The organism is Microbulbifer variabilis, from assembly GCF_023716485.1.
Classification (GTDB): domain Bacteria; phylum Pseudomonadota; class Gammaproteobacteria; order Pseudomonadales; family Cellvibrionaceae; genus Microbulbifer; species Microbulbifer variabilis_B.
This window is the reverse complement of sequence record NZ_CP092418.1, coordinates 4108798-4132827: the sequence shown is the minus strand read 5'-3', so window position 1 is coordinate 4132827 and position 24030 is coordinate 4108798. Positions and strand designations below refer to the sequence as shown.

21 protein-coding genes and 1 riboswitch are annotated in these 24030 nt (G+C 51.3%); of the genes, 10 read left to right on the top strand and 11 right to left on the bottom strand.

The window, feature by feature from the left end:
• Positions 1–70: 70 nt before the first annotated feature.
• From MJO52_RS18285 to MJO52_RS18255, 7 genes are all read right to left on the bottom strand, one after another.
• On the bottom strand, positions 71–982 hold the full coding sequence (locus MJO52_RS18285; protein ID WP_252083390.1) for a copper resistance protein B: 912 nt from the start codon (positions 980–982) through the stop codon (positions 71–73).
• Positions 983–1273: 291 nt separating this feature from the next.
• Complete coding sequence (locus MJO52_RS18280; RefSeq protein WP_252083389.1) at positions 1274–2068, bottom strand: copper resistance protein B; 795 nt, start codon at positions 2066–2068, stop codon at positions 1274–1276.
• Positions 2065–3813: a copper resistance system multicopper oxidase gene (locus MJO52_RS18275; RefSeq protein ID WP_252083388.1), complete on the bottom strand. Its 1749-nt coding sequence runs from the start codon at positions 3811–3813 to the stop codon at positions 2065–2067. Before MJO52_RS18275 ends, MJO52_RS18280 begins: the two co-directional genes overlap by 4 nt.
• A gap of 9 nt (positions 3814–3822) precedes the next feature.
• A complete protein-coding gene (locus tag MJO52_RS18270) occupies positions 3823–4314 on the bottom strand; it encodes a DUF411 domain-containing protein (protein ID WP_252083387.1) in 492 nt (163 codons plus the stop codon).
• A gap of 115 nt (positions 4315–4429) precedes the next feature.
• Complete coding sequence (locus tag MJO52_RS18265) at positions 4430–4768, bottom strand: hypothetical protein (protein ID WP_252083386.1); 339 nt, start codon at positions 4766–4768, stop codon at positions 4430–4432.
• 177 nt (positions 4769–4945) lie between these two features.
• Positions 4946–5743 (bottom strand): MBL fold metallo-hydrolase, encoded by a 798-nt coding sequence (locus MJO52_RS18260; RefSeq protein WP_252083385.1) that lies wholly within the window; start codon positions 5741–5743, stop codon positions 4946–4948.
• A gap of 13 nt (positions 5744–5756) precedes the next feature.
• A complete protein-coding gene (locus MJO52_RS18255) occupies positions 5757–6200 on the bottom strand; it encodes a pseudoazurin (RefSeq protein ID WP_252083384.1) in 444 nt (147 codons plus the stop codon).
• 264 nt (positions 6201–6464) lie between these two features.
• On the opposite strand from MJO52_RS18255, the gene radA reads away from it, so the two are divergent.
• From radA to MJO52_RS18235, 4 genes are read left to right on the top strand one after another with little or no spacing between them, the layout of a single operon-like run.
• A complete protein-coding gene (gene radA, locus MJO52_RS18250) occupies positions 6465–7859 on the top strand; it encodes a DNA repair protein RadA (protein ID WP_252083383.1) in 1395 nt (464 codons plus the stop codon).
• A 5-nt stretch (positions 7860–7864) separates the two neighbouring features.
• A complete protein-coding gene (locus MJO52_RS18245; RefSeq protein ID WP_252083382.1) occupies positions 7865–8692 on the top strand; it encodes an ABC transporter substrate-binding protein in 828 nt (275 codons plus the stop codon).
• Entirely contained in the window at positions 8682–9671 is a 990-nt protein-coding gene (locus MJO52_RS18240) for a FecCD family ABC transporter permease (protein WP_252083381.1), read from the top strand. Before MJO52_RS18245 ends, MJO52_RS18240 begins: the two co-directional genes overlap by 11 nt.
• 2 nt (positions 9672–9673) lie before the next feature.
• Complete coding sequence (locus MJO52_RS18235; RefSeq protein WP_252083380.1) at positions 9674–10462, top strand: ABC transporter ATP-binding protein; 789 nt, start codon at positions 9674–9676, stop codon at positions 10460–10462.
• 11 nt (positions 10463–10473) lie between these two features.
• Here the strand turns inward: MJO52_RS18235 and MJO52_RS18230 are convergent, their stop codons facing one another.
• The gene (locus MJO52_RS18230) at positions 10474–11571 is read right to left on the bottom strand and encodes a YHYH protein (protein ID WP_252083379.1); all 1098 of its coding nucleotides are present in this window, start codon (positions 11569–11571) and stop codon (positions 10474–10476) included.
• A 42-nt stretch (positions 11572–11613) separates the two neighbouring features.
• Complete coding sequence (locus MJO52_RS18225) at positions 11614–11991, bottom strand: hypothetical protein (RefSeq protein ID WP_252083378.1); 378 nt, start codon at positions 11989–11991, stop codon at positions 11614–11616.
• A 151-nt stretch (positions 11992–12142) separates the two neighbouring features.
• Positions 12143–12306: riboswitch (cobalamin riboswitch) on the top strand.
• Between the two features lie 126 nt (positions 12307–12432).
• Here MJO52_RS18225 and MJO52_RS18220 point away from each other — a divergent pair.
• From MJO52_RS18220 to cobO, 3 genes are all read left to right on the top strand, one after another.
• Positions 12433–14292, top strand: a complete 1860-nt coding sequence (locus MJO52_RS18220) for a TonB-dependent receptor plug domain-containing protein (protein WP_252083377.1) — start codon at positions 12433–12435, stop codon at positions 14290–14292.
• 124 nt (positions 14293–14416) lie between these two features.
• Complete coding sequence (locus MJO52_RS18215; protein ID WP_252083376.1) at positions 14417–15235, top strand: alpha/beta fold hydrolase; 819 nt, start codon at positions 14417–14419, stop codon at positions 15233–15235.
• 74 nt (positions 15236–15309) lie between these two features.
• Complete coding sequence (cobO, locus tag MJO52_RS18210; protein WP_252083375.1) at positions 15310–15924, top strand: cob(I)yrinic acid a,c-diamide adenosyltransferase; 615 nt, start codon at positions 15310–15312, stop codon at positions 15922–15924.
• Between the two features lie 101 nt (positions 15925–16025).
• Here cobO and MJO52_RS18205 read toward each other — a convergent pair whose 3' ends face one another.
• Both MJO52_RS18205 and MJO52_RS18200 read right to left on the bottom strand, forming a co-directional pair.
• Positions 16026–17093 carry an AraC family transcriptional regulator gene (locus MJO52_RS18205; protein WP_252083374.1) on the bottom strand — a complete coding sequence of 356 codons (1068 nt, stop codon included), beginning with the start codon at positions 17091–17093 and terminating at the stop codon, positions 16026–16028.
• 737 nt (positions 17094–17830) lie between these two features.
• Positions 17831–19432 (bottom strand): AbgT family transporter, encoded by a 1602-nt coding sequence (locus MJO52_RS18200; protein WP_252083373.1) that lies wholly within the window; start codon positions 19430–19432, stop codon positions 17831–17833.
• A gap of 362 nt (positions 19433–19794) precedes the next feature.
• On the opposite strand from MJO52_RS18200, the gene MJO52_RS18195 reads away from it, so the two are divergent.
• The 3 genes from MJO52_RS18195 to MJO52_RS18185 all read left to right on the top strand — a co-directional run bounded on the left by MJO52_RS18195 (position 19795) and on the right by MJO52_RS18185 (position 23999).
• On the top strand, positions 19795–20496 hold the full coding sequence (locus MJO52_RS18195; RefSeq protein WP_252083372.1) for a glutamine amidotransferase-related protein: 702 nt from the start codon (positions 19795–19797) through the stop codon (positions 20494–20496).
• 516 nt (positions 20497–21012) lie between these two features.
• Entirely contained in the window at positions 21013–21840 is an 828-nt protein-coding gene (locus MJO52_RS18190; RefSeq protein WP_252083371.1) for a carboxypeptidase-like regulatory domain-containing protein, read from the top strand.
• Positions 21786–23999: a TonB-dependent receptor domain-containing protein gene (locus MJO52_RS18185; RefSeq protein ID WP_252086027.1), complete on the top strand. Its 2214-nt coding sequence runs from the start codon at positions 21786–21788 to the stop codon at positions 23997–23999. The genes MJO52_RS18190 and MJO52_RS18185 overlap by 55 nt, the downstream gene beginning before the upstream one ends.
• Positions 24000–24030: the final 31 nt, after the last annotated feature.

Sequence of the window (24030 nt, the reverse complement as noted above, 5' to 3'; positions counted from 1 at the left end):
AATGGTAAATTTTCAGAGGTGCCGCTATTTTAATAGTGCCAATGTTCGCTAAGGGGGAGTGATCTTTGGTTTATAACCAAGCTCGAAACCCCAGAACCCACACGGTATCGTATACTTTTTCTCCCTCTTCGCGTTCAAAGTCTGCAGTTTTTCCGATATTGCGATATTGATGTATGCCAATATAAGGGGAGAATTTCGGATGAAGTTCATAGCGTAAACGTATGCCAATTTCTATTTCAGATAGACCAGATCCTCCGTCTGAATTTTTGTCATTTTGCCCAAAAAAATCAAATTCTGCACGGGGTGCTAAACTGAACTTTTCTGAGAGTTTAAATGTATAAACTCCTTCTATGCGAAGGGCAGTGCTGCCGCTTCTACCAAGGAAAAATACAGCGTCCATTTCAAATGAGTAGGGGGTCTCGCCAATAATACCAATTGCAAACCAATTGCGGCTGGTATTCTCCAGGTAAAAATCATGACGAATTCCTGCGAGAATATTCCAATTAGCAGAAACTGCGTGGCTGTAAATGCCCCATAGCTCATTCTCCTCGGTCTCCCCGTTGGAGCGCTCGTAGTCTACTTCTGCGGATAGCTTGCTTTGGTCTGTACCATAGCTGATGTCCCCCTCAATGGTGGCTCCGTTATTACCTTGTAATTCAAATTGATCAAGGCTGAGCTTGGCGATGGGTTTGTCTTCTCCTAGGGTTGCATCATTGTTACTTCCAGATGTGGAGTGATACTGAAGGCCATGATGTAAATCCTCTTGGGATTGTCCTTCGATAGCCAGCATCCCCATTAGTAAGGAAATAGTAATCGCTGGAGTTATTGATACTTTACGTAGAAGAATTTCACTTGCGTATCGTCTGGACTCCCGTTTACCCCATATAGGCTTGGTGCGACCTATGAGGTTCAATGAGGAGAAATCTTGCTGCAGATATGGTGAGTGAATAAAGTCAAGAGCTGAAGTGTTTATGTACGACACTTTTTGCCCTTTCTATACCATTTTTTCCTGATGTAATAATTTCATACACTTAATAGAAGTTGTTTCTGTATTCTGCCATTTTAAAAAATTTTGAGTTTGCTTGTTGTAAGGAATGTTTACCAGTATAAGCATATTGCCTTTCTAATCTTTCAAATTTGATAAAATCTCTCTATTAATGAACCCTAAGAAAAAGTGTGAATTACGAATGTAAGCCAAGAAAAATTCTGGTTTCCTGCTGCATTTAATTGGCGGATAGTTTGTTGTGAACAGAATTTTTTATAGAACCGGGAGCTAAAACCAGGCGCGAAAACCGACAACCCATACGGTGCTATATACCTTTTCCCCTTCTTCACGGGCAAAATCTGCGGCATTGCCCACAACTCGTTCATGGTGAACGCCGATATAGGGGGAAAATTTAGGGTGAATTTCGTAGAGTAGGCGCAAGCCTATTTCTATTTGAGACAATCCGCTGCCACTGCCAGCGATTTCATCATTTTGGCCAAAGAAATTCAGCTCCAGGCGCGGAATAAGGCTCACTTTTTCTGCGAGCTTTGCATCATATTCCCCTTCCAGACGAAAAGCTGTACTGCCGTTCCTTCCCAGAAATAGCACTGCATCCATTTCTAATGAGTAAGGGGTTTCTCCAACCAGCCCAATCGCCAGCCAATTGCGGCTGGTAGTTTCCCGCTGTAGGTCGTGTCGGAAGCCGGCGAGGAAATTCCAATCTTTGGAAATGGATCGGCTGTAGACCAGCCATCGCTCATTTTTTTCCGTTTCTCCTCCTCCCCGCTCAAAGTCTACTTCCAGCACTACTTTATTGACGTCATCTCCATAACTGAAATCGCCTTCGATTGCCGCGCCGTTCATACCGCGCCGTTCGAATTGGTCAAGGCTGAGTTTGGCTACCGGCTTGTCCCCCTCCCCGGCCATACCATTGTCCTCTCCAGCGACTGAACCTTCTGAGGGGGCTTGGAAGCTGTGGTGCTGGTCTTCCCGATTTTGCGCTTTAGCTGCTTGAAAACCCAGTTGCAAGCACAGGGTAACAACTATTATCACTGCCGCTTTGGTACAGAGGGTGCGCCTCATACCACGCGCACCTCTCGGAAAATACCGTATGTGCGATAAAGCATTTGGCAGTGTAATGCCCAGCGCCCCCGGTTATCGGCATTTACCAGGTAACTGATCTTGGCACCGGGCTGCACCATCACCGTGTGCTTGCGTGGTAGATACTGTCCGTCACCAGTTTCCAACTCACTCCATAAACCGTGCAGGTGCATGGGCTGGGTGAGTAGGGTGTCGTTCACCAGAGTGATACGTAGACGCTCGCCATAAGCCAATAATATTGGTGTGGCGTTTTTATATTTAACACCGTCAATGGACCATAGGTAACGAGCTGGATTACCGGTGAGATGTAGTTGTAGTTCTCGCTGCGGTTGGCGCTGGTCTAATGATGGTGTGAGACTGCGAAGATCCCTGTAGGTTAGGATGCGGCGGTTGTAGCGCTGCTGGTGTTCACGGAGTCCAACACCGGGATCATCCATTCCATTTTGGGGCGCGAGCGCGCGCAGGGCTACGCCATGGCCTTTTTCTGTTGGCTGGTGGATGATGGGGCTATGGCTTCCCAGGCCAGCGGGGGCCAGTTTGGCATTGCCTTCTTCTGCAGTGGACTGTCTATCAGCAGCTCTAGCACCACTGGCACGGGTGAATCCCATATCGCGCTTATCGAGAATAGGGATTGGATCCATGGGGGGAACTTCGGCAGAAAGACTCTGAGCGGGCGTTAAGGTACCGCGAGCGTAACCGCCGCGATCGATCGCCTGGGCAAAAAGGGTGTAGGCTCTGTCGCCACTGGGCCTAACTACCACATCGTAGGTTTCCCCAGTACCTAGGCGGAATTCATCTACTCTCACCGGCTGAATATTCTGGCCATCAGCAGTCACCACGGTCATATCCAGATCGGGAATGCGTAGGTCGAAGATTGTCATGGCAGAGGCGTTGATAAAACGCAGCCGTACTATCTCACCTGGGGTAAATAGGGCAGTCCAATTGTCTTCCGGAGTTTGTCCATTGATCAGGTAGCTGTAGGTGTAGCCTGTGACATCAGACACATCTCGATCAGACATGCCTGCGAAGTTCCATGGGTGTCGTTCACGCCAGGTTTGCTCTATGCCTTTCGCGCGTACATCTCGCCAGAGATCTGTGGTGGTGCGGTGGCGGCGCCGGTTGTAATAGTGGCCATCTTTCTTCAGGTTTGAATAAATCCGCTGGGGGGATTCATCGCTCCAATCGGAGAGCAACACTACATAGTCCCGGTCATAGGTCACCGGCTCTCCCCCAGCTGGATTGATGACGATAGCACCGTAGAGTCCCTGCTGCCTCTGGAAGCCGGAGTGACTGTGATACCAGTAAGTTCCGCTTTGTGTGACTTTAAAGCGGTATCGAAAATTTTCCCCGGGCCTAATACCGGAGAAATTGAGCCCTGGTACACCATTCATAGGATTGGGCACCCTGATGCCATACCAGTGAATCGAAGTGTTTTTATCTAATTGGTTAAGGACATTGAGAGTGACAGTTTGCCCCTCGTGCCAGTGCAGGATTGGGCCGGGAATAGAATCGTTAACTGAAATTGCGTTGCGGGGTTGTCCGGTCAGGTTGACTGCCCTTTGGTCTACCTGCAGGGAGAAATTCTCGCCAGTTAAAGTCGTGGGAGGCGGGACTCGCGCCCTGGCGGGGGTAGGGGAGCCGGGCAGGCCCAGGAGGGCCATGCCGGCGCTGATTCCGGTTACAAAGGTGCGGCGCGAAACCGAGCCGCACCGCGGAGGTTTTGTCATCGACAGTCCTCAGAACTGTTCTCCGGCCGCGTTGATTTCTGTATAAACCACGCTGCTGCCGTCCTTGTTTAACTGCATTACCTGGTAGGGGGTAAAGCGATCGCCCATCTCCATGCCAGGGCTTCCGAGAGGCATACCGGGCACAGCCAGCCCCAGCGCACCCTTAGGCGGACTTTGCAAAAATTGCTGAATCAGCTTGGCTGGCACATGCCCTTCGAAAACATAGCCTTCCTTGGACACACTGGTGTGGCAAGACTGGTAGCGGGGTTCGATTCCGTGCTGTTTTTTGACGCCGTTGAGGTCATCGACATCCTTTGCCACCACTTTGAAGCCGCTGTTGCGAGCGTGGTCCACCCAAACTTTGCAGCAGCCACAGGTAGCGGATTTATAGGTCGTTAAGTTCTGCGCTTGAGGTTCTTTGGGCTCGGTGGGTTCGGCACAAGCACTGAGGGCTAATGTGGTAACAAGCGCGGCAATTGCGGCTAAAAAAGATCGGTACATGGAATTACTCCTGTCATTCATATCAACTGACCCACCACATCGTCAGCGCAGCATAGGTGCAGCTAGTGGCGGGCAAAAAAGATTTATCGGCGAAGTTTACTGCTGGAGCCGAGGCTCAGGTGGCAATAGGAGGCCGCAGGGTGCTTTCCGGGTCGGGGGAAGGTTTAAATACTGTGTGGGCAGTTGCCAGGGAAATTGGCCGCGAAAAATTCGGGATATTGGCGGAGATTACGGCGAGGCTATTGCTCAATCCCAGGCAGCAGCCGCATTCGATACCACAGTCACCGCGGTGCTCACTGTGGCAATCATCGGCTTTATCCGCTTCGCAGTGGCCCTGTTCGCTGCTTTCCATGCTCAGCATATCTGCAGGTTCCGCACAGGGCACGGCCGATGCCAGGCCGGCAAAGGCCAGCAGGAGTATCAGCAGCAAGGTGCGAAGGTAGGCAATATACATAAAGCAGCCCAGGAGAAGTATGCCGGTCAGTGTATGTGTGGGCAGCAGGGGGTGCAAGCACAGCGGGAGGGTGGAGGAGGTTAAGGGAAAGCGTCCCGCTCTCCCTTGGTTTTATGCCTGTATTGATTCGGAGCCTACAGGGTTATCGCTTGTAAAGACTGTCCTTTAGACTGGTCTTTAGGGTTTCCTCAGCGGCAAGCGATAGTCCTGATGTCGCAGCAGATCGGGTCCACATTCCAATCGCTCCAACCAGCTCAGGAAGCCTCCCTTAACTTCCTCAGAGGCAAAATACCCGCCGTGTTGAGGCACAATCATGGCTGGGTTCAGTTCTCGCACCATTTTCACCCACAGACGGCAGGCCCAGTTGCCTCCCATATAGCGCTGGTGGAAACCTTCCATGGATGGAATATGCGCATCAAAATCGATGACTTCGCCCTCCTCTCCACCGAGAGAGGCGCCCACGTCACCGGAAAACAGGATGCGGCTAACTGGATCGTAGAAACTGAAGTTGCCGCAGGAGTGCATAAAGTGTGCGGGCAGGGCCCAGATTTCGCTGTCGGCAAAAGGCAGCACCTCGCCCTTGTCACTGATGGGAATGATACGGTCCTGCCAACGTTCACTACCGGCACGTGAGGCGACAAAGCCAGACACTAGGTGGGGCAGGAAGCGCGACCACAGTTTGGATACCGCTACCTTGCAGCGCGAGTGCAGCATCCAGCGTGGCAGTGAGGCAATGATGTCCGGGTCCTGGTGCGAGGCCAGGATATATTCCAGATCGCTCAGGTTCAGGTGGCGGCTGAGTTCAATGGTTAGGGGTGTGTAGGTGAGATCACCGCCGGGATCAATCAGCGCACCTTGGGTGCCGCGGCGAATCACAAACTGGTTGGCCTGCACTCCATCGCTGCCATTCTGTTCTTTAACCAGATCGCAGAAACGCGCAACCAGGTGAGGGCCTTGCTCAAATAAAATGTCCACGCCGCGGCCTCTCTTATTTAATTAGGTCAAGGTACTGGCTGAGGCGCTCCTTGTTGACGGCGATACGTTCACTCATTCCTTGAGCGTGTTTCTTGGCATCTTCCAGGTTGCCGGCCTGGCCTACCTGAATTACACCGACCATGCCCAAGGGCAGGTGCGGATCGCACTGGTACAGGTAAACGCCTTCCTTATTCAAGGTCACACTGACTTTCTCACCCATGCTGCCATTCCAACTGTCGCCCTCGGCTGGGGAGAGTACGGAACGGCTGTTGTGTGCCATATCGGTGGGCAGGAAGGTGACAGTATCGCCCACTGCAACGTTTAGGAACGCGGGTTCGAAAGTCATCATGCCGTCCTTGCCCTGGTTCAGCATCTTAACTTCGTGATCTGCTGCCAGGGCGGACGTCGAGGCCATGACGAGTGCGAGAAGCGCACTGCGAAGAGTAGTAGACGACATATTTACTTCCTGTTTTGAGTAGTCGGTGATGTTGTAGTGACTCTGCCTATAGGAGGAGGCGAGACGCGCCGGATATTAGCCCGGTGAAAATACGAAGAATTGATCTAGATCAATCGCGCAGATCCCAGAGAAAGTGGGAAAAAGTGCCAATACACCACTTGGGTAAAGGAGAGTCATATCTGTCTGTTAAGCGCTGCCCTCTGAAGGGAGATAAGGGGTAAACTGTGTGCCAATTTGACTGGGTGACGCTTTGGGGGAATAACCTTGGCTGCTAAACGCAAAACTGCCTATGTGTGCAATGAATGTGGCGCTGACTATACAAAGTGGGCGGGGCAGTGCAGTGCTTGTGGTGCCTGGAACAGTCTCTCTGAAGTGCGTTTGGGGCCGGAGCACAAAGACAGCCGCGCGGCCAATTTCACCGATGCCCAGAGTGGCTATGCCGGCGCCGCCGGTGCAGGCAAGGTGCAGAAGCTCTCGGAAATCGACCTGAGTGAGCTGCCGCGTATTCCCACTTCCGCCTCGGAACTCGACCGGGTGCTGGGGGGCGGCCTGGTGCCGGGTTCGGTGGTGCTGATCGGCGGTCATCCTGGGGCTGGTAAATCCACGGTATTGCTACAAACTCTGTGCCACCTCGCTACTTCAATGCCGGCGCTGTATATCACCGGTGAAGAATCTCTTCAGCAGGTGGCTATGCGCGCCAAACGTCTGGGCCTGCCCACTGATTCCCTGCAGCTCCTCAGTGAAACTGATGTGGAGCGCATCTGCCTGGCGGCAAAAGAAGTCAATCCACGCGTGATGGTGGTGGACTCCATCCAGGTGATGCATATGAGCGATGTGCAGTCCGCTCCGGGCTCGGTGGCCCAGGTGCGTGAGAGTGCTGCTTACCTGACCCGCTTCGCCAAGCAGACTGGTACTGCGCTGATTTTAGTGGGCCATGTCACCAAAGACGGCAGTTTGGCAGGCCCCAAGGTGCTGGAACATATTATTGATTGCTCCATATTGCTCGAAGGTACTCACGACTCCCGCTTCCGCACCCTGCGTGCCCATAAAAACCGCTTTGGAGCGGTGAATGAGCTGGGGGTATTTGCCATGACCGAGCAGGGCCTTAAAGAAGTTTCTAATCCCTCCGCTATTTTCCTGCAGCGCGCCGAGGAGATCGCCGCGGGATCGGTGGTGACTTCCGTGTGGGAGGGCACCCGGCCGCTGCTGGTGGAACTGCAGGCACTGGTGGATGACAGCAGCCTCGGTAATCCGCGCCGGGTAGCGGTGGGTCTCGACCAGAACCGCCTGAATATGCTGCTGGCGGTGCTGCACCGCCATGGCGGCGTCTTGGTCGGCGATCAGGATGTGTTTATCAATGTGGTAGGCGGCGTCAAGGTAATGGAAACCAGTGCCGACCTGACTCTTTTGCTGGCAGTTGTTTCCAGCTTTCGCAATCGGGTGTTGCCGCGGGATCTGGTGGTCTTCGGTGAGGTGGGACTTTCCGGTGAGATCCGCCCCGTGCCCTCGGGCCAGGAGCGCCTGCGCGAAGCCGCTAAGCATGGTTTTCGCAAAGCGATAGTGCCCGCCGCCAATCGCCTGAAAAACGATATCGAGGGTATGGAGATGCACTCGATAAAAACCCTGGCGGAAGCCCTTGCCGTGATTGACATGAGCTGAGTCGGATGAGTACCCGCACGTCCAGGCGTCATCTTCTCTGCTGGCAACTATTACTCGGTGCAGTGTTCATTCTGGCCGCGAAAGTCCAGGCCTATGAGCGCATTGCTTCGTTGAACCTGTGTCTGGACCAAGTACTGCTGAACTGGGCACAACCTGCGGATATTGCCTCTCTGACCTGGCTGTCCGCCGCCGAACAGTATCGCTCCCTGCCGATTCCCGAACACGTTCAGCTCAATCGCGCCCGCGCCGAGGAGCTGCTGCCATTAAAGCCAGATCTGGTTCTTGCCGGGCAGTACGGTGCCCAGCGTGCGGCTGAGCGGCTGCAGGCACTGGGTATGAATGTGGTGACCATCCCCGATGCCTACAGTCTGGAGCAGTTGCAACAACAACTCGGTGCTTTACAAGCCGTACTGGGCCCGCTTCCTCCGCTGCAAGAGCAGAAACGCGCGTTGGCACAACTACTCGATCAGCCCGCTGCTAAACAGCGCGCCAGTGCGGTGATTCTCTCCGCCAATAACATCACCTACGGCAGCGGCATGCTGGAGCACCAGTTGCTGCAGCGCGCCGGTTTTGACAATCTCGCCACCACTCAGGGACTGGCACGGATCAGCCTGGAAGAGGTGATTGCCCTGCAGCCGGATTTGTTGGTGTTCTATGGCAGCGAACAGCATTTCGCACTGGCTTACCTGGCCGCGCGCCACCCGGTACTACAGCGCTATATCGATAGCGGCCGCACCTATACCCTGCCGAAACAGCTGAGCCTGTGCCCGGTACTGGCGGTGGTGGATACACTGCAACAGTTGATGGATAAGAGGGAAGCGCTTGTACAATAAAAACGCGGTTTTGTTATTACTGGCGGCCCTGCCGCTGGCCTTGCTTGGGGCACTGGGTAGTGGCCCGGTTTCGGTGGACCTTTCCAATGCGCTGGCTGAGGGCTGGAGTGGCCAGAGCAGCGATGCGGTGATTCTGTGGCAATTGCGACTGCCCCGTGCCCTGTTGGCAATACTGGTGGGCGCTGCCTTGGGGATGGGCGGCGCCGCCATGCAGGGGATGTTGCGTAACCCTCTGGCGGAGCCGGCGCTGCTCGGTGTTTCCAGCGGTGCGGCTTTGGCGGCGGTACTGTTTCTCTATTACGGCGCGGCCTGGAAATCCGGTTGGTTGTTGCAGGCTCTGGCTATTGGCGGTGCCTTTAGCGCGGCGGCGGCGGTGTGGTTGTTGGCGGGGCGCGGCGCCAGTGCCGGACGGCTGGTGTTGGCGGGGGTGGCCATTAACGCTTTCCTATCGGCACTGATTGCACTGGCGCTTAACTATGCGCCGAGCATGTTCGCTATGCAGGAGGTGGTGTTCTGGTTGATGGGCTCGCTGGCCAATCGCGGCTGGGACCAACTGTTTTTGGCATTGCCCTTTTTGGCCGTGGGGGTGCTGTGCCTGTTTTTCACACGCAATTATTTGCGCGCGCTGGCCTTGGGTGAAGACAGTGCGGCTTCCTTGGGTTTCCAGAGCCGCGCCTATCCCTTTCTTATTTTGCTGGGCATCGCCAGTGCCGTGGGGGGTGCCGTGGCAGTAGCTGGCACTATCGGTTTTGTCGGATTGGTGGTGCCGCACCTGGTGCGCCCTCTGGTGCGCCAGGACCCCGCCCGTTTACTGTGGATCAGCGCTTTAGCTGGAGCGCTGCTGTTGCTGCTGGCAGACATTCTGGTGATTAATTTTGTCGGCGCGCAGGAGCTGCGCATTGGCGCGGTCACCGCTTTTATCGGTGCACCTTTTTTCTTCTGGCTGATTTTGACGGCGCGCAGGGGGCAGTGGTTGTGAATATGGCTAGTGAGAAAACTATTGAGGCCGCCTGCGTTGCGCTGGAATTGCAGCGAGGGCGCAAGAGTGTCCTGCAGGGAATCCATTGTGCTTTTAAGCCCTTCGAGCTGACCGCCGTGGTGGGCCCCAATGGCGCCGGCAAGAGCAGTCTGTTGCAGTGTTTATCAGGAGTCTTGTCCCCCGATGCGGGTCATGTTGAGCTGAATGGTCTTGATGCGGGGCAATTGCCGGCATCCCAGCGTGCGAGGCTGGGGGCTTTCCTACCGCAGTCGGAAACTCCGACCTGGTCTCTCAGTGCGGCGGATATGGTGGCGTTGGGGCTACTCCCCTGGGGACGGTTGCCAGACCGGGAGCAAAGGGTACAGCAGGCGTTGTTATTGGTGGATGCGCAGGAATTTGCCCAGCGCCCGGTCACTCAATTATCCGGTGGCGAGCTGCGCCGCGTGCAATTGGCCCGCCTGTTAGTGGGGCGGGCACCGCTGCTGATCGCCGATGAGCCCACTGCGGCGTTGGATATCCGTCACCAACTTCAGCTGATGCAGAACTTCCGCAGCCTGGCCGACAGTGGCAAAACCGTGGTGTTGGCACTGCACGACCTCAGCCTGGCGGCGCGCTTTTGCGATCGGATTCTCTTGATGCTGGATGGAGAATTGTTAGCTCAGGGAACACCGCAACAGGTACTGACTCCAACGTTGATTGGCGAAGCCTACGGGGTGAGTTGTGAATTCCGTTGGCGCGACGGTATCGCAGACTTTGTACCACTGGATTTGTTGCGAAAATCCAGTGGCTAGAAATTCCTGTCTCAGCCAAATCGCCTGCGCGGGGGCTGTGGCCGCCCCATTGCGGGTCCGCGGCGGAAGTCCTCGGAGGGTGTTCCTTTGTAGCAGCGCGGAATTATTGGCCACTCCTCAGTAAGGAAATAGGCATAGATACCCTGGGGAAAATCAGGGGTGCGCACAAAGCGGCCATTGCACTCATCGAGGGAGCCCGCCCCTTCAACATATTCGTAGTCCGCCACAAAGGTGCCGTCGTAATAGCCGCCAGGTTGCTTGTTACTTGTTGGCCGATGTCCAGATTTCACCCGATAGCTGGAGTGCATTTTTACTACATCAGTCTCCTCATTCATGTCATCGCCATAACCATATAGTGCGTAAATGGGAAAACCATCTGCGGCCCAACCAATCAGTGGTGAATGCTGCTGCGGGGTAACTTGTAGTCTTGCCAATAGTCCGGTGGGCAGACCGTGATAATGGTAGGCCCCGTTGGGCTGTACATGGGCGTAGTTGTCGTCAACGCCGAGGGGAACTGCACCGGAGAGCGCCTCATAGCGCCAGAGGCCGCGATTACCCAAGTACCACTCTGCGGCGCTGGGATCAAAGGGCACGCCGTTAATGCCAATACCAAAATTTTGCAGGCTTACTGGTGTGGATTTTTTTGCCAACTTGGGGGCTGCGGGTACTCGGTATTTGTAGCGTTGGGTTTCGATTTTGTGGGGATTGCCGGAGTTTGGGAAGGCACCGGTTTTATGCGTGGAGATACCGTTGGCTTCAATCACCCGCCAGGGCCCTTCGATTGTGACTTTAATGCGGCTGGTGGTGATTGGGTTGTGGTTGGCGGGAACCCTATATTGTAATCCCTCCGACTGCACCACCCGATGCCTGCGTGCCGCTGGTCTGCCGTTAGCGCGCTCTTGAGAAGGGATTCTGGCAATAGCCAATGTGCCCGTCACACAGACCGGAGCCTGATCTTCAGATAAGCGCAAGCATTGGCCGCTACTGTGACCGATGCTACAACTGGAGCCGGAGGTTAACCCTTGGCAGGCTTCCACGGTTGTTTCCGGCAGATGTCCCAGAGCTGCCGGGGCGACACAAGTGAGGCCCACTAATAGCCACTTTTTCATACTGCATTCTCAAACTGCGAGGCCCGCAAGGGCCCCAATGATTTACTCGTTATTTTCTTTCCGATCTTTGCCCGGTCTGCGGCCTTCCATTTTTGTGGGAACACACACCAGTTGCTCTTCTCTAGGGGGCATGCGGCAAGTGCCTTCCAGAGTACCGTGCGGAGTTTCCACTTTGCAGGCATCACCCTTCGACATTGCCTTGCAGGCATCAAAGGCTTCCTGAGGAGGTTTGCGTGGCTGTGCGTTTGCAGAGGAAATCATGGCCATTAGGGCGACAGATAATAAAACCTTGTACATGGTGCTCTCCATTGAAGGCAGCTGGACAGCGCCTGCACTGAAGAGCAGGCGCGGGAGATTAGCGGCGGCCAGTATCCCCCCTTCCTGGGAGGTGTTTTTTAACCAGCCGCTGATAGCCAACATAGTTCAGGAATGCGCAAGGAATGTGGATTTTTGGTAAAGAAGTGTGCAAGCGAGTAAGGGCTGAGTGGTGTTTGAAAAACAGATTTTTATTGAAAATTACCCCGTGGATTTAACGTCTCACTTTCGCTGGGGAAGCGCCAGCCACGCTGTTATACTTGCCGCCGCTTTGGGTGCCCAGCAGTGTAATTACACTTGGCTGGGGTAAACGGGAAGTCCGGTGATGTGTATACAGAGTCCGGCGCTGCCCCCGCAACGGTAAATCATTTTTCTTTGCAAAATGATAAGCCCGATACCGGCCCTCGGCACTAAGCCGGAGTTTTTATATCTGGCCTCGAGGATAAAGCGGAGGGCTTTGTCTGGTCAGTGTGCCCGCCTGGGTTGCGCACCGATTGTACTCACCCTCCCTCAATCCGTTTTTCTGTTCGAGATTGGGGAACCACAATGAAAAAAACTTTATTAGCCGCTGCCGTCTTTGCCGCGGTGCAACCGCTATTGTCTGCGGCTGCGGACCTGGAAGAAATCACCGTGACTGCCAGCCGTCTGGATCTGCCCAAGAGCCAGCTGGGTGTCTCTGTTTCAATTCTTAATGCTGCCGATATTGAACGATTGGGTTATACCAGCCTGCTGGATGTGATGCGCACTCTGCCAGGTGTTGCTGTCAGCAATAGCGGCGGAGCGGGCAAGGTCAGCTCCTTGTTTATCCGTGGGGAAAGTAATTTCCGCACCTTGGTGTTACTGGATGGGGTGAATATTGCCGATCCCACCACACCGCAGGTGGGTGCCCAGTTACAACACCTGCAGGCTGCGGATATTGAGCGTATTGAAATGCTGCGCGGCCCTCAGGGTATGCTCTATGGTGCAGGTGCCGGTGGCGTGATCAATATTATCACCAAGAAGTCTACCGGAGAGGTACGCGCAACGGCTGGGGTAGAGGCTGGCCGCTACGGCACCGAGCGTACAAGTGCCAGCCTCGGTGGCAGTGCTGGCTCCTGGCATTACGATCTGAGTGTCTCCGATTTTTCCAGCGATGGTTTTAATGCGAGAGAAATGGATACATCGGGGGAAGAGGATGGCTATGAAAACTTTACTGCAAGTGCGCGCCTCGGCTATCAGGTGAATGACACCCTTTCCCTGGAGGGACAATATCGAAAAACCGATGCCGAAACAGAGTTTGATGGCTGCTATTCATTGGCACCCAACGATTGCCTGAGCCGCTATGATCAGGAGCTGTTTAGTCTCAGTGGTAATTATCAAATAAATTCTTGGAATCACCAGCTGAGTCTGTCGCAGCAGGAGATTGATCGGGTTGAGGGCATCAGTCCCGGTGCAATGTTGTTCACTACGAAAGGTGAAATTCGAGAAGCCAATTATATCGGTAGTAAAGTACTCGCTTCAGGTAAGTTACTCTGGGGTGGGGAATACGAACAAACGGACTTCTTCACTCGATTCGGCAGTTTTACTCCTTCCAAAGAAGTATTAGAAAGCACTGGTGTTTTTACCGAGTGGCACAGTGATTTTGCCGAAACAGTTTTCTACACCCTGGGTTACCGTCGTGATAGTCTGGAAACTGAGGACCACAACAGCTGGCGAGCATCCGCAGCTATCCCAATTGCTATTGGCGAAGAGCAGCAAGTGAAGTATCGCGCAAGCTTGGGAACTGGCTATCGCGCGCCCAGCCCCAATGAAATCAGTTTAAATAATTCTACCGGTGTGGCATTAGTGGGTCCGGAGACCAGTCGTGGTTATGAGTTGGGATTGGAATATCAGTGGGCGCAGCTATTACAGGCGGAGCTGACCTATTTCGACCAGGAAATCACCGATGCGATCATTTATGACGACTCTCTAGGCTTTATGGGCGCCTACAGGCAGGATGATGGCGAGAGCCAGTCGGAAGGCATCGAACTATCCCTGAATGGTAGCTTGAATAACGGTTTAGATTGGCATGCTAGCGGTACTTGGCTCGACACAGAGAATAGCACTGGTGCTGTGCGTGAGGGCGTTCCCCAGCGGGTTTATAACTTTGGCCTCAGCCAGCAATGGTTGGAGGATAAGCTGACGTTAAGCGCTAATTGGCAACGGGTAGAAGATCGTATTAATCGCATAAGGGAGAGCAATGGCTCCATTAGGGAAATTGCGTTGGAAAATTACTCCAAATTAGACCTGAATGCAGTGTATCGTCTCACGCCTAATATGCGGGTTAATCTACGCGGTGAAAATGTGTTGGACCGGAACTATCGCGAAGTTGCGGGTTATTACACAGCAGGCGCAGCAGTTTATGCCGGTATAGAATTTAGCCTATAAAAATGTTTGGAGAGATAGCCCCTTGGGCTATCTCTCTGTTCACTCTCTTCTAACGATTCAATCCCGGTGTTTCTCTTCCCGGCGGCTACTATTGCAGCGTCTAGTTTTTTCCGGGAGCTATTTTGTGGCGGTATTTAGTAATGATGGCGTGGAATTGCATTTTGAAGTTCGCGGAAGGGGCCCGCGCTTGGTGTTTCACCCTGGTACCCTCAGTGATCTCAGGGTAGCCCCGACTATTTTCGACTCCCCGTTGGCGAATCGGTTTGAAATCTTAACCTTTGACCCCCGTGGCATCGGTCAGTCTAATTCACCCATCGATTCTCCCAATATGGCCGATTACGCCCTAGACCTTAAACGACTGATGGATCATCTCGATTGGCGGGATGCGTATCTACTGGGAGAATCATTTGGTGGCATGGTCGCTCAGGAATTTGCATTGCAATATCCCCAGTTGGTGCGAAAACTGGTTTTATTGGTAACCAGCTCCGGAGGCCGCGGAGGCGCTTCATTCCCTTTTCATCAGTACGATATTGAGGCTATGAGCCTCGAGGAAAAAGTGAATCTATGGGTGACTGCGGGTGATAGCCGCCTGCAAAGTGCCGATGTTATACATTCTGAATCAGCACTCTGTGCTTTTTTAAGTAAATATTATCGCCAAGTCTGCGAACTGGCGGCAAGCAAGCCTGACGGAGCCCAGTGCCGTATTCGACAGCTTCAGGCGAGAAAAGGCCACGATACTTTTGCTCGCCTACCGACTATGGAGGTAGAGACGCTGATCTGTGCCGGGCGCTACGATAGCGTCGCTCCCGTTGAAAATCAGCGGGCTTTATTTCGGCAGATTCCCAATTCGCGCTTGGGCATTTTTTCTGGTGGCCACAATGTTCTCTGGCAGGATGATCTGATTTGGGATTTTATTTCTGCATTTTTAGCAATGACAGAGTGAGAAGCCTCTGAATAACGACGCACACTTGAGTGCAATCTGCACGCTCCCTTTACTTTAAATGTTTGATGGTCTTTATGAGTTCAGAATCACAGGATAAAAAGAGTCGACATAAGTCACGTATGCAGAACCGTAAAAAAATTGTGGATGAGGCGGTTTCTAAAGCGCTGGAGGAGCGCGGCATAGTGATTCTCTATACCGGCGATGGCAAGGGTAAAACCACTGCGGCGATGGGCACGGTCACCCGTGCCCTGGGCTTCGGTTACTCTACCGTGGTGACTCAATTTATTAAGGGCACCTGGGAGTGTGGAGAAAAGAATCTTCTAATGGGCGCCGCCCACCCGTTACAGTGGCATCAAATGGGCACTGATTTCACCTGGGAAACCCAGGATTTTGAGGCCGATAAAGCTGCGGCAATGGCACTTTGGGAGAAGGCGCGGGAGGCGTTGCGGGATGAGCGAGTTTATCTGGTGGTTTTGGATGAGCTCACCTACGCGCTGAATTACCGCTGGTTGGACAAAGAAGAGGTAGTACAAGCGATACAGCAGCGGCCCAGGGAGCAGACGGTTGTCATTACCGGGCGTGGGGCCAAGCAGTACCTCAAGGATGTAGCCGATACTGTGAGCGAAATGTGTGCGGAAAAACACGCATTCAATACCGGTATTGCCGCTCGCAGAGGCATAGAGTGGTGATTGTGAAGTCGTGCAATGAGTAGAAGCTTTGAATAGAGGAGCTAAATAGAGACTTAAGCTGAAGCAGGGTTTACGCAGCCAAAGCCTCTTGTCAGCAGTGCTTATTCGACTTCAGCCAGCTCTTGTGCGGCTTCGCGGGCTACTATCTGTGCCATCAGCTGGCGTCTGACTCGCATTGGGGTGGTGGCAAACCAGCGATAACAGGCGCGGTTGAAAGAGCTCTGTTCGCGATAGCCCAGCATATCCGAAATCTGGGACATGGGGGGTTGTTTACCGCTTAAATAATACTCGGCACGCTCCCGACGAATGCGATCCAATAGATCCTCAAATACCAATTCCCGGTCCCTCAGCCTGCGCTGTAGGGTACGCTTGTGCATACCCAGCTGATTGGCGACTTCTTGTAGGCTGCACCTTTTTAAAGGCATCAGGCAATAAATCAGCTGCTGCACCTGTTCCACCAAACTGGCTTCCCCCTTTTGCAGAAGCTCTTCGATATAGGTTTTCAATAGTGGACGCAGGCTGGGATTGCATTTCTCTGTTGGTTGCAGCAGGGAGCTGCTATTCAGGATAAATGCATCAGTTTCCTTGCCGAAGTGTACGGGAACCCCAAAGAAGTTTTCGTAATGGTTATGTACGGGGCGCTCGGTTTTTAGGTGAACACTTTCCAGCTGAAAATTACTCCCACAAAGGTGTTGTAGAGCTACCAATGAAACACCGAGTAGAAACTCGCGGGATTGTTGCTGGGGGGGAGGAGCGTCCTCGGCAAGCTGAGCTTCCAGGTCATCGATACACAGAAAACTTAGATGCGTGTGTTTCCCCTTTTTTGTGAGTTCAACTCGCAGATTATAGGGAGCATTGCCTAGCTGTTTTATCGCTGTGTTAAGGAATTCACCCAAAGTAAGGGACTGTAGTACAGCAGCCCCAAGAGAACCCAGTGCGGCAGCGCCCTGACTGTAGGCAAGACGCAGTCCAAAGTCGGCGCAGTTCAACTGGCTAGCGGTCTTGTTCAGCAGCTCAGCCACTTGATCTAGTGCCAGATACCCATCAAGGCTCTCAACCTGGTGGGGGTTAATACGGGAGCTGATCAGCAGGGCTTCAGGGCTACCTTTTAATTGGCTCACCAACTCGTAAAAGCCTGTTAACAGGGTCGTTCTTATTTGTTGAGTCAATTTTTATAAATCCTGTGAATCCCCTGGGAAAAATTACTTTTATACATTTCCCAGGTGGAGAAGGGTTAATCCAGCGGAATAGATCGGATCTGGGCGGACGCCAAAGATAAAAAAGAGCCATATGGCTCAATCTGTTTATCTAGTGAAGGCTTCTTTTCGACTGGTTTAAAGGACAGTCTCTCTGGCCAGGGCCTGCTCTGTGTCGACGTCCTGTAATGTCGGTAATGGAGGGCAATAGCAATCTTTACCCTTCAAAAGGGCAAGGTAGGGCACAACCACGGTGCTCGTCCTGAGCGGAAAAATGAATGATAGTTAGATCAGGGCAGGTCTATGCTGGCGATAATCCGCGTATCGATCTCCGCAAAACGTTATTACTGCGTAATGTTACTCGTTTTATTTAGGTGTTTTAAAGGCCAAAGATAACTTGGGGATACTTCCCGGAAGTAGCCCCTTGGGAAATAAGTCTTTTTATTGTTATTTTTTAGGTATTTTATCCCTAAATTTTTAATTTAAGTATTTTTTGTTTTATGACGACTGCGTCACTGGGAATATAAATTTTTTAGTCTGGACGGATAAAAAATTTAATATTGGCTCAATGGTACCAATTATATCAGGGGTCGTGGAGGATTAGATGAGACGCTCGAGATCTTTCAATTACAGAATTGAGCTTAAATGTGCATATTTCTTTCACAATTGAAAAGGCCCGCTAAAAAGCGGGCCTTTTCAATAAGTGGGTTTTAGCCACCATAATAAGTTGCTGCACCGGGACCAACGGGGAGGCCCAGGGCAAATACCCAGATATAGAACAATGCAGTCCAGCCAACAAAGAAGAAGATGGAGTAGGGGATCATTGTGGCGATCAGTGTTCCCATACCCAGATCTTTTTTATAGCGGGCGGCGAAGGTGATGATCAGACCGAAGTAGCTCATCATCGGGGTAATGACATTGGTGACCGAGTCGCCAATTCGATAAGCAGCCTGTATCACCTCAGGCGCATAGCCCAGCAGCATCAACATAGGCACAAAGATTGGAGCGGTAACGGCCCACTGTGCTGAGGCACTACCCAGCATCAGATTCACAAATCCGCACATCATGATAAAGAACAGGAATAGCAGCGGGCCTGTCAGGCCGATGCTCTGCAGGGCATCGGCGCCCAGTACGGCGAAGATAGTCCCCAGGTTGGTCACCTTGAAGAAGGCGACGAACTGCGCGGCGAAAAATACCAGCACGATATACATACCCATGCTGTTCATACTTTTGGCCATGGCATCAATGACATCACGGTCATTCTTCATGGTGCCCACCACCTTGCCATAGACAAAGCCGGGGATAGCGAAGAACACCAGGATAAGGGACACAATACCTTTCAGGAACGGCGAGCCGGCTACCAGGCCAGTTTCCGGGTTGCGCAACACACCCCACTCGGGCACAACCGTCAGGGCAAATACCGCGGAGACAGCCAGAACCGCAAGACCAGCGTACTTAAGGCCGCGTTTTTCATCGTCGGTAAGGGTACCAAGTTTGTCCTGACTGAGATCAACGGAGGCCTCGTTGGGATCGTACTTACCCAGCTTGGGTTCAACGATGGCCATGGTGACCCAGCTGCCAACAATGGTGATCAGGAAGGTACTGACGATCATAAAGAACCAGTTCACTTCCGGGCCAACGCTGTAAGTTGGGTCAATCATATGGGCTGCAGATTCGGTGATTCCCGATAGGAGTGGGTCCACCGTGCCCAGTAGCAGGTTAGCACTGTAGCCCCCAGATACGCCGGCAAAGGCAGCAGCTAAACCGGCAAGGGGGTGGCGGCCAAGAGAGTGGAAGATCATGGCGGCGAGAGGAATAAGTACTACATAGCCAAGTTCAGAGGCTGTGTTGGAGATGATGCCGGCGAATACCACGATCACGGTGACTGTGCGCTTGGAGGCTTGCAGTACCAAGCCGCGAACGGCGGCACTCAACAATCCAGAGTGCTCGGCGATACCCACTCCAAGAAGGGCTACGAGAACGGTACCCAGTGGTGCGAAGCCAGTAAAGTTATTCACTAGACCGGTCACGATCATCCGGAGGCCGTCGCCACTTAATAGATTGAAGACCTCAATTACCCCATCGGGATCGCGTCCCGCAGCACCCACCGGGCGTGGGTCTGCTACAGAAAGGCCAAAGTAGGAGGCTATACCGCTTAGAATCACCACACCCACAGCAAAGAGCGCAAAGAGCGTAATGGGATGGGGGAGCAGGTTGCCGAGCCATTCCACCACATCCAGGAAGCGGGTAAAGGCCGTTTTGCGTCCGGGCGGGCTATCCTGCTGGTCGCTGGGGGAGGTCGTTGTGGTCATTGTGTGTCCTCAATTTAGTTGGCGAGTAGCCCTAATTGCCTCTGGGATACCCGTTAGCCCAATAATTGGCTGAAAAATGTGCTAAGTGCGCGATCATACACAAAAGTCCTTTAGGTAAGAATGCCCGCACCGGAATGTTCTTGGTTAGCGGGTCGGCAAAGTCGGAAAGTAAAAAGCCCTACGTGGAAGAGGGCTATATTGGCAGGCGGCGGGAAATGAAAAGCGCCTATGCGTAGCGAATAGAAGCTTGAGAGCTGGTATTTAACGTTTTAGATGACTTGTTCAAGTGACAGACTAGCCGCCTTTGCATTCCTGAATATGCCATAATCCGAAAACTCAGCAGTCAACCCAGCGGTGAAATAATGAAGATTGGAGTTTTAAAAACCGACGATGTGCGCAAGGAGCTGGTGGGCGAATACGGTGAATATCCGGAGATGTTCGCAGATCTATTGCGCAGCCAGGACCCCACACTGGAGTTCTCCACCTATGAAGTGCAGCACGGCCAGTACCCGGCCCAGGTCGATGAGGTGGATGCCTACCTGATTACCGGCAGTAAAACCGGTGTCTATGATGACAAGGAATGGATTCCTCCACTGATGGACTTTGTGCGCAAGCTGCATGACCAAAAAAAACCAACTATTGGAATCTGCTTTGGTCATCAGCTGATTGCTCAGGCATTGGGTGGTAGGGCTCGGAAATCCGATAAAGGCTGGGGGTTGGGAGTGCATTCCTATGAAATGCAGGAAACCCCCTCCTGGATGTCGGAGCCTACGAATAGCTTCAACCTGTTGGTTACTCACCAGGACCAAGTAGATACCCTTCCTCCCGGCGGTCGAGTACTGGCTTCCAGCGAATTCTGCCCAATGGCGATGCTCCAGGTTGATGACCACATGCTCACCTTCCAGGCCCACCCGGAGTTTACCAAACCTTATTCCAATAGCCTGATGGAGTTACGTCGAGAAGCTTTTGGTACAGATGTGGTGGAAAAGGGCCAGGCCTCCCTGCAAAACGATATTCACGAGAATATGGTTGCAAAATGGATGCTGGAGTTTTTACGCAAGTAGCTTTATTCAAGGGGTAGATAATACTGCCCCTTGAGTTCGCCATTTAGTTTTCAATATTCTTCCTTCTTCCTTCTTCCTTCTTCCTTCTTATTCTTAAATTGACAAGATGAATTGATGATCATCTTTCTGATGATTTAATAAAATCTCCTCGTTTATTGATTTAGACCTGAGACGGACTACCTCTGCCTCCCTTTCTTTTTATCCCGTGATGATTTTGAAGTTTTGTTTGTGTGTTTATTTGCGTCCCATTTAGTGCTTTCTAAATATTTTTTTGATTTGTTTTTGTTGGGGTGGATATAGAATCAATTTTTTTGGCGTTAATAATATTTTTCATTCTAAATAAGTTTTTATGCCTGTTGTGTTAATTGTTTGAAGGGGAATAATATGGCGATTTTAGCTGGTTGAATCACTATTTTATTAGAGTTGAAAATGGGGTCGCTGGGGGACGATCATCGGTTTAAGTAAAGCTTGTAAATAATAAATTATAAATTTATTGATAATCAAAAGGATGGCTTTATGAAGAACTTCAAGCGAGTGCTGCTGGCTGCATCTATTAGCTTGCCGGTTATTGGGGGGCAAGCGTTGGCAGCAGGCAACGTGAATGGGTCTATTGATGGGACAGTTATTAGTAGCAGTGGTAACGACCTGAGTGGCGCTACAATTATCATAGAAAATGATAAAAATGGCTTTAGAAGGACTATGTCCACGGGTGAGGATAGTGACTTCCGTGTGAATTTGCCCACAGGCATCTATAAGGTGACAGTTCAGAAAGATGGCTACCAGCCCGCGGTGGTTGAAGCCGTTGCCGTTTCAATAGGTAGCTCTACCAAGTTGGATATACCGTTGATATTGGGAGATCTGGAGGAAGTGGTTGTAGTGGGGGAGGCGATTCCCCAGATCCGCACTGGCACGGCAGAATCTGCACTGAATATAGGCTTGTCAGATATAGAGATGTTACCGGTTGCTCGTAATATTGAATCGGTTGCTTTATTGGCTCCTGGTACTGTTTTAGGTGATTCTGGGTTTGGTGAAGATAAGGATCTTATATCGTTTGGGGGGGCTTCCGTAGGAGAAAACGCCTATTACATTGATGGCCTCAATGTCACTAATTTCCGCAACGGGTTGGGTGGATCATCGGTACCTTTTGAATTTTATGACCAGTTCCAAATAAAAACGGGGGGTATAGTGCTGAATTTGGTCGCTCTTTGGGGGGAGTGTTCAACGCCGTTACCAAGAAAGGCTCCAACGAATTTGAATATGGTGTTGTTGCCTATTATGAGCCGGCAGCCTTGCGTTCAGAAGCACCGGACTCTCTCTCTGCAGATGGGACTCTCTATGACTTAAATTCGGAAAATGAGGAGTCTAAGTACACAACAGATTATTATGTTAGTGGCCCTATCATTCCGGATAAATTATTTTTCTATGCCCTTTACGAACAGCAGGAAACGGTTGAAGAGTTCACCACAAGAGGAAGTCCAAGCAGATACAACGATAGAAGTATTGATGATGATTTCTGGGGAGTCAATTTAACCTGGAATGTAACTGATAATCATATCCTCTCTTATATGCAGTTTTCAGACAAGCGCACCAGGGAAAATGATCAATTCAATTACGACTATTTTAATAGAGATAAAAAAGAGTATACGGGCACTAAGTGGGATAAGCGTGGCGGAGATAACTGGCTGGTTCGTTATGATGGTCAGATAACAGATAATTTCAGTGTTTCTATGCTCCATGGCCAGAATGAATACTCACTTACTACGATTAGTACAACTGATATGGAGTGCCCTTATGTAAGGGACTTTAGTACCGGTGCTTTACCTGGAAATACGGATGACAGACCTGGCTGTCAAGCCAGTTCTAGGGTTCAAACTGGGGGTGATGAAAGGGTAGCTGATCGTATCGATTTTGAGTGGGTGATTAATGATCATACAATACGCTTCGGCTACGATCAGGAAACTAACTCCTCTTCGTCTAAAGAAACTTATTCTGGAACAGGTTTTAGGGAAGATGGGGGAGTGTTTTACACTTATGATTCATATAAACCTGGTAAAGAGCTTCCCAATGGCACGGTGGTTGACAATGTAAATGGAGATGGCTCTCTTGTTCATATAGTCTCTTATCGGGTTGGCGATGTAGAAGGGGACTTTGAGGTTGAGTCAAAAGCTTTTTATATCGAAGATACCTGGGATATTACGGATACACTTACTTTAAGTGCAGGAATTCGTAATGAAACTTTCTCCAATTTTAATGGAGAGGGCGATACTTTTATTGAAATTGATGATCAGTGGGCGCCACGGTTAAGCTTCTCTTGGGATCCAGGTGGTGATGGCGAGTCCAGAGTATATGGCAATTGGGGTCGTTACTTTATGCCTATCGCTTCCAATACCAATGTGCGCTTATCTGGCGGTGAATTGGGATTTGAAAGGTATTTCATTTTTGATGGCGAATACGATCCGAAGACAAATGCCCCTACAAATGTGGGTGCCGATGGTGTTCCTACATCTGAAGAAGTTGGCTCTGCAAGGGTAACTTCAGATGGTAATGTGCCGGATAGTGCTCAGCTCTCGGATAAAGACCTCAAGCCTATGTATCAGGATGAGTTCATTCTTGGTTATGAGAGGCTTTTTGCGGATGACTGGACATTGGGAATTAAAGCTACCTATCGTGATTTAAAATCACATATTGATGATGTGAGTATTGACCATGCGGTAGATGCTTTGGGATATGAGCACACTGGTGATGGCCATGGTTATGTGCTTGCAAACCCGGGAAGTGATATCACCATACCTTACGATCGTTATGGAACGGGTGAGTTGGAAATGACAACATTTTCGGCTGAACTGCTTAACTATCCTGAGGCCAAAAGGACTTATAAGGAGTTAGAATTTTCCGCGAAGCGCGCCTTTGATGGTATTTGGGGTTTAAGTGCGAGTTACACCTGGTCTCAGAGTAAGGGGAATAGTGAGGGGTACGTTAAGTCGGACAACGCCCAGGATGATGCTGGGATTACCCAAGATTTTGATTTCCCTGAGTTGATGGATGGAGCCAACGGATATTTGCCAAATGATCGTACTCATAAAATAAAAATTTATGGGAACTATCAGGTGATGGAGAGTCTTTTGTTGGGGGCTAATTTTCTTTTGCAATCAGGGCGCCCAATTAACTCCTTTGGTGCTGGCCATCCCAATGGAACCCCGGCTTATGGAGATACTTATTATGTGACTGACTCAAATGGAAATCTTATTAAGACAAGTCGAGGCAGTAGAGGGCGAACTAGCTGGGTCAATCAGATAGATTTATCCCTTGTCTATAGTACTCGCATTGGCTTGGCTGATGTGGAGCTTAGAGCTGAGGTCTTTAACCTTCTTGATGCGGATGCTGAAACAGAGGTTTATGAGTTTGCTGAGTCAAGTCCCGGTGTGTTAGATCCAAGCTGGGGGGTAAATCAAGAATATCAAGTCCCTCGGTATTTTCGCTTTGGGGCAAGTGCTAGGTTCTAGCTAAAACTTATTGTAAGTTGATATTTTTTGC

What these genes read in the sequence shown, in the direction of transcription:
- MJO52_RS18280 (WP_252083389.1), bottom strand. Translation starts at nt 2,068, where the DNA reads ATGAGGCGCACCCTCTGTACCAAAGCGGCAGTGATAATAGTTGTTACC.
- MJO52_RS18195 (WP_252083372.1), top strand. Translation starts at nt 19,795, where the DNA reads ATGAAGATTGGAGTTTTAAAAACCGACGATGTGCGCAAGGAGCTGGTG.
- MJO52_RS18200 (WP_252083373.1), bottom strand. Translation starts at nt 19,432, where the DNA reads ATGACCACAACGACCTCCCCCAGCGACCAGCAGGATAGCCCGCCCGGA.
- MJO52_RS18245 (WP_252083382.1), top strand. Translation starts at nt 7,865, where the DNA reads ATGAGTACCCGCACGTCCAGGCGTCATCTTCTCTGCTGGCAACTATTA.
- MJO52_RS18225 (WP_252083378.1), bottom strand. Translation starts at nt 11,991, where the DNA reads ATGTTGGCTATCAGCGGCTGGTTAAAAAACACCTCCCAGGAAGGGGGG.
- MJO52_RS18275 (WP_252083388.1), bottom strand. Translation starts at nt 3,813, where the DNA reads ATGACAAAACCTCCGCGGTGCGGCTCGGTTTCGCGCCGCACCTTTGTA.
- MJO52_RS18255 (WP_252083384.1), bottom strand. Translation starts at nt 6,200, where the DNA reads ATGTCGTCTACTACTCTTCGCAGTGCGCTTCTCGCACTCGTCATGGCC.
- MJO52_RS18230 (WP_252083379.1), bottom strand. Translation starts at nt 11,571, where the DNA reads ATGAAAAAGTGGCTATTAGTGGGCCTCACTTGTGTCGCCCCGGCAGCT.
- MJO52_RS18235 (WP_252083380.1), top strand. Translation starts at nt 9,674, where the DNA reads ATGGCTAGTGAGAAAACTATTGAGGCCGCCTGCGTTGCGCTGGAATTG.
- cobO (WP_252083375.1), top strand. Translation starts at nt 15,310, where the DNA reads ATGAGTTCAGAATCACAGGATAAAAAGAGTCGACATAAGTCACGTATG.
- MJO52_RS18190 (WP_252083371.1), top strand. Translation starts at nt 21,013, where the DNA reads ATGAAGAACTTCAAGCGAGTGCTGCTGGCTGCATCTATTAGCTTGCCG.
- MJO52_RS18270 (WP_252083387.1), bottom strand. Translation starts at nt 4,314, where the DNA reads ATGTACCGATCTTTTTTAGCCGCAATTGCCGCGCTTGTTACCACATTA.
- MJO52_RS18220 (WP_252083377.1), top strand. Translation starts at nt 12,433, where the DNA reads ATGAAAAAAACTTTATTAGCCGCTGCCGTCTTTGCCGCGGTGCAACCG.
- MJO52_RS18265 (WP_252083386.1), bottom strand. Translation starts at nt 4,768, where the DNA reads ATGTATATTGCCTACCTTCGCACCTTGCTGCTGATACTCCTGCTGGCC.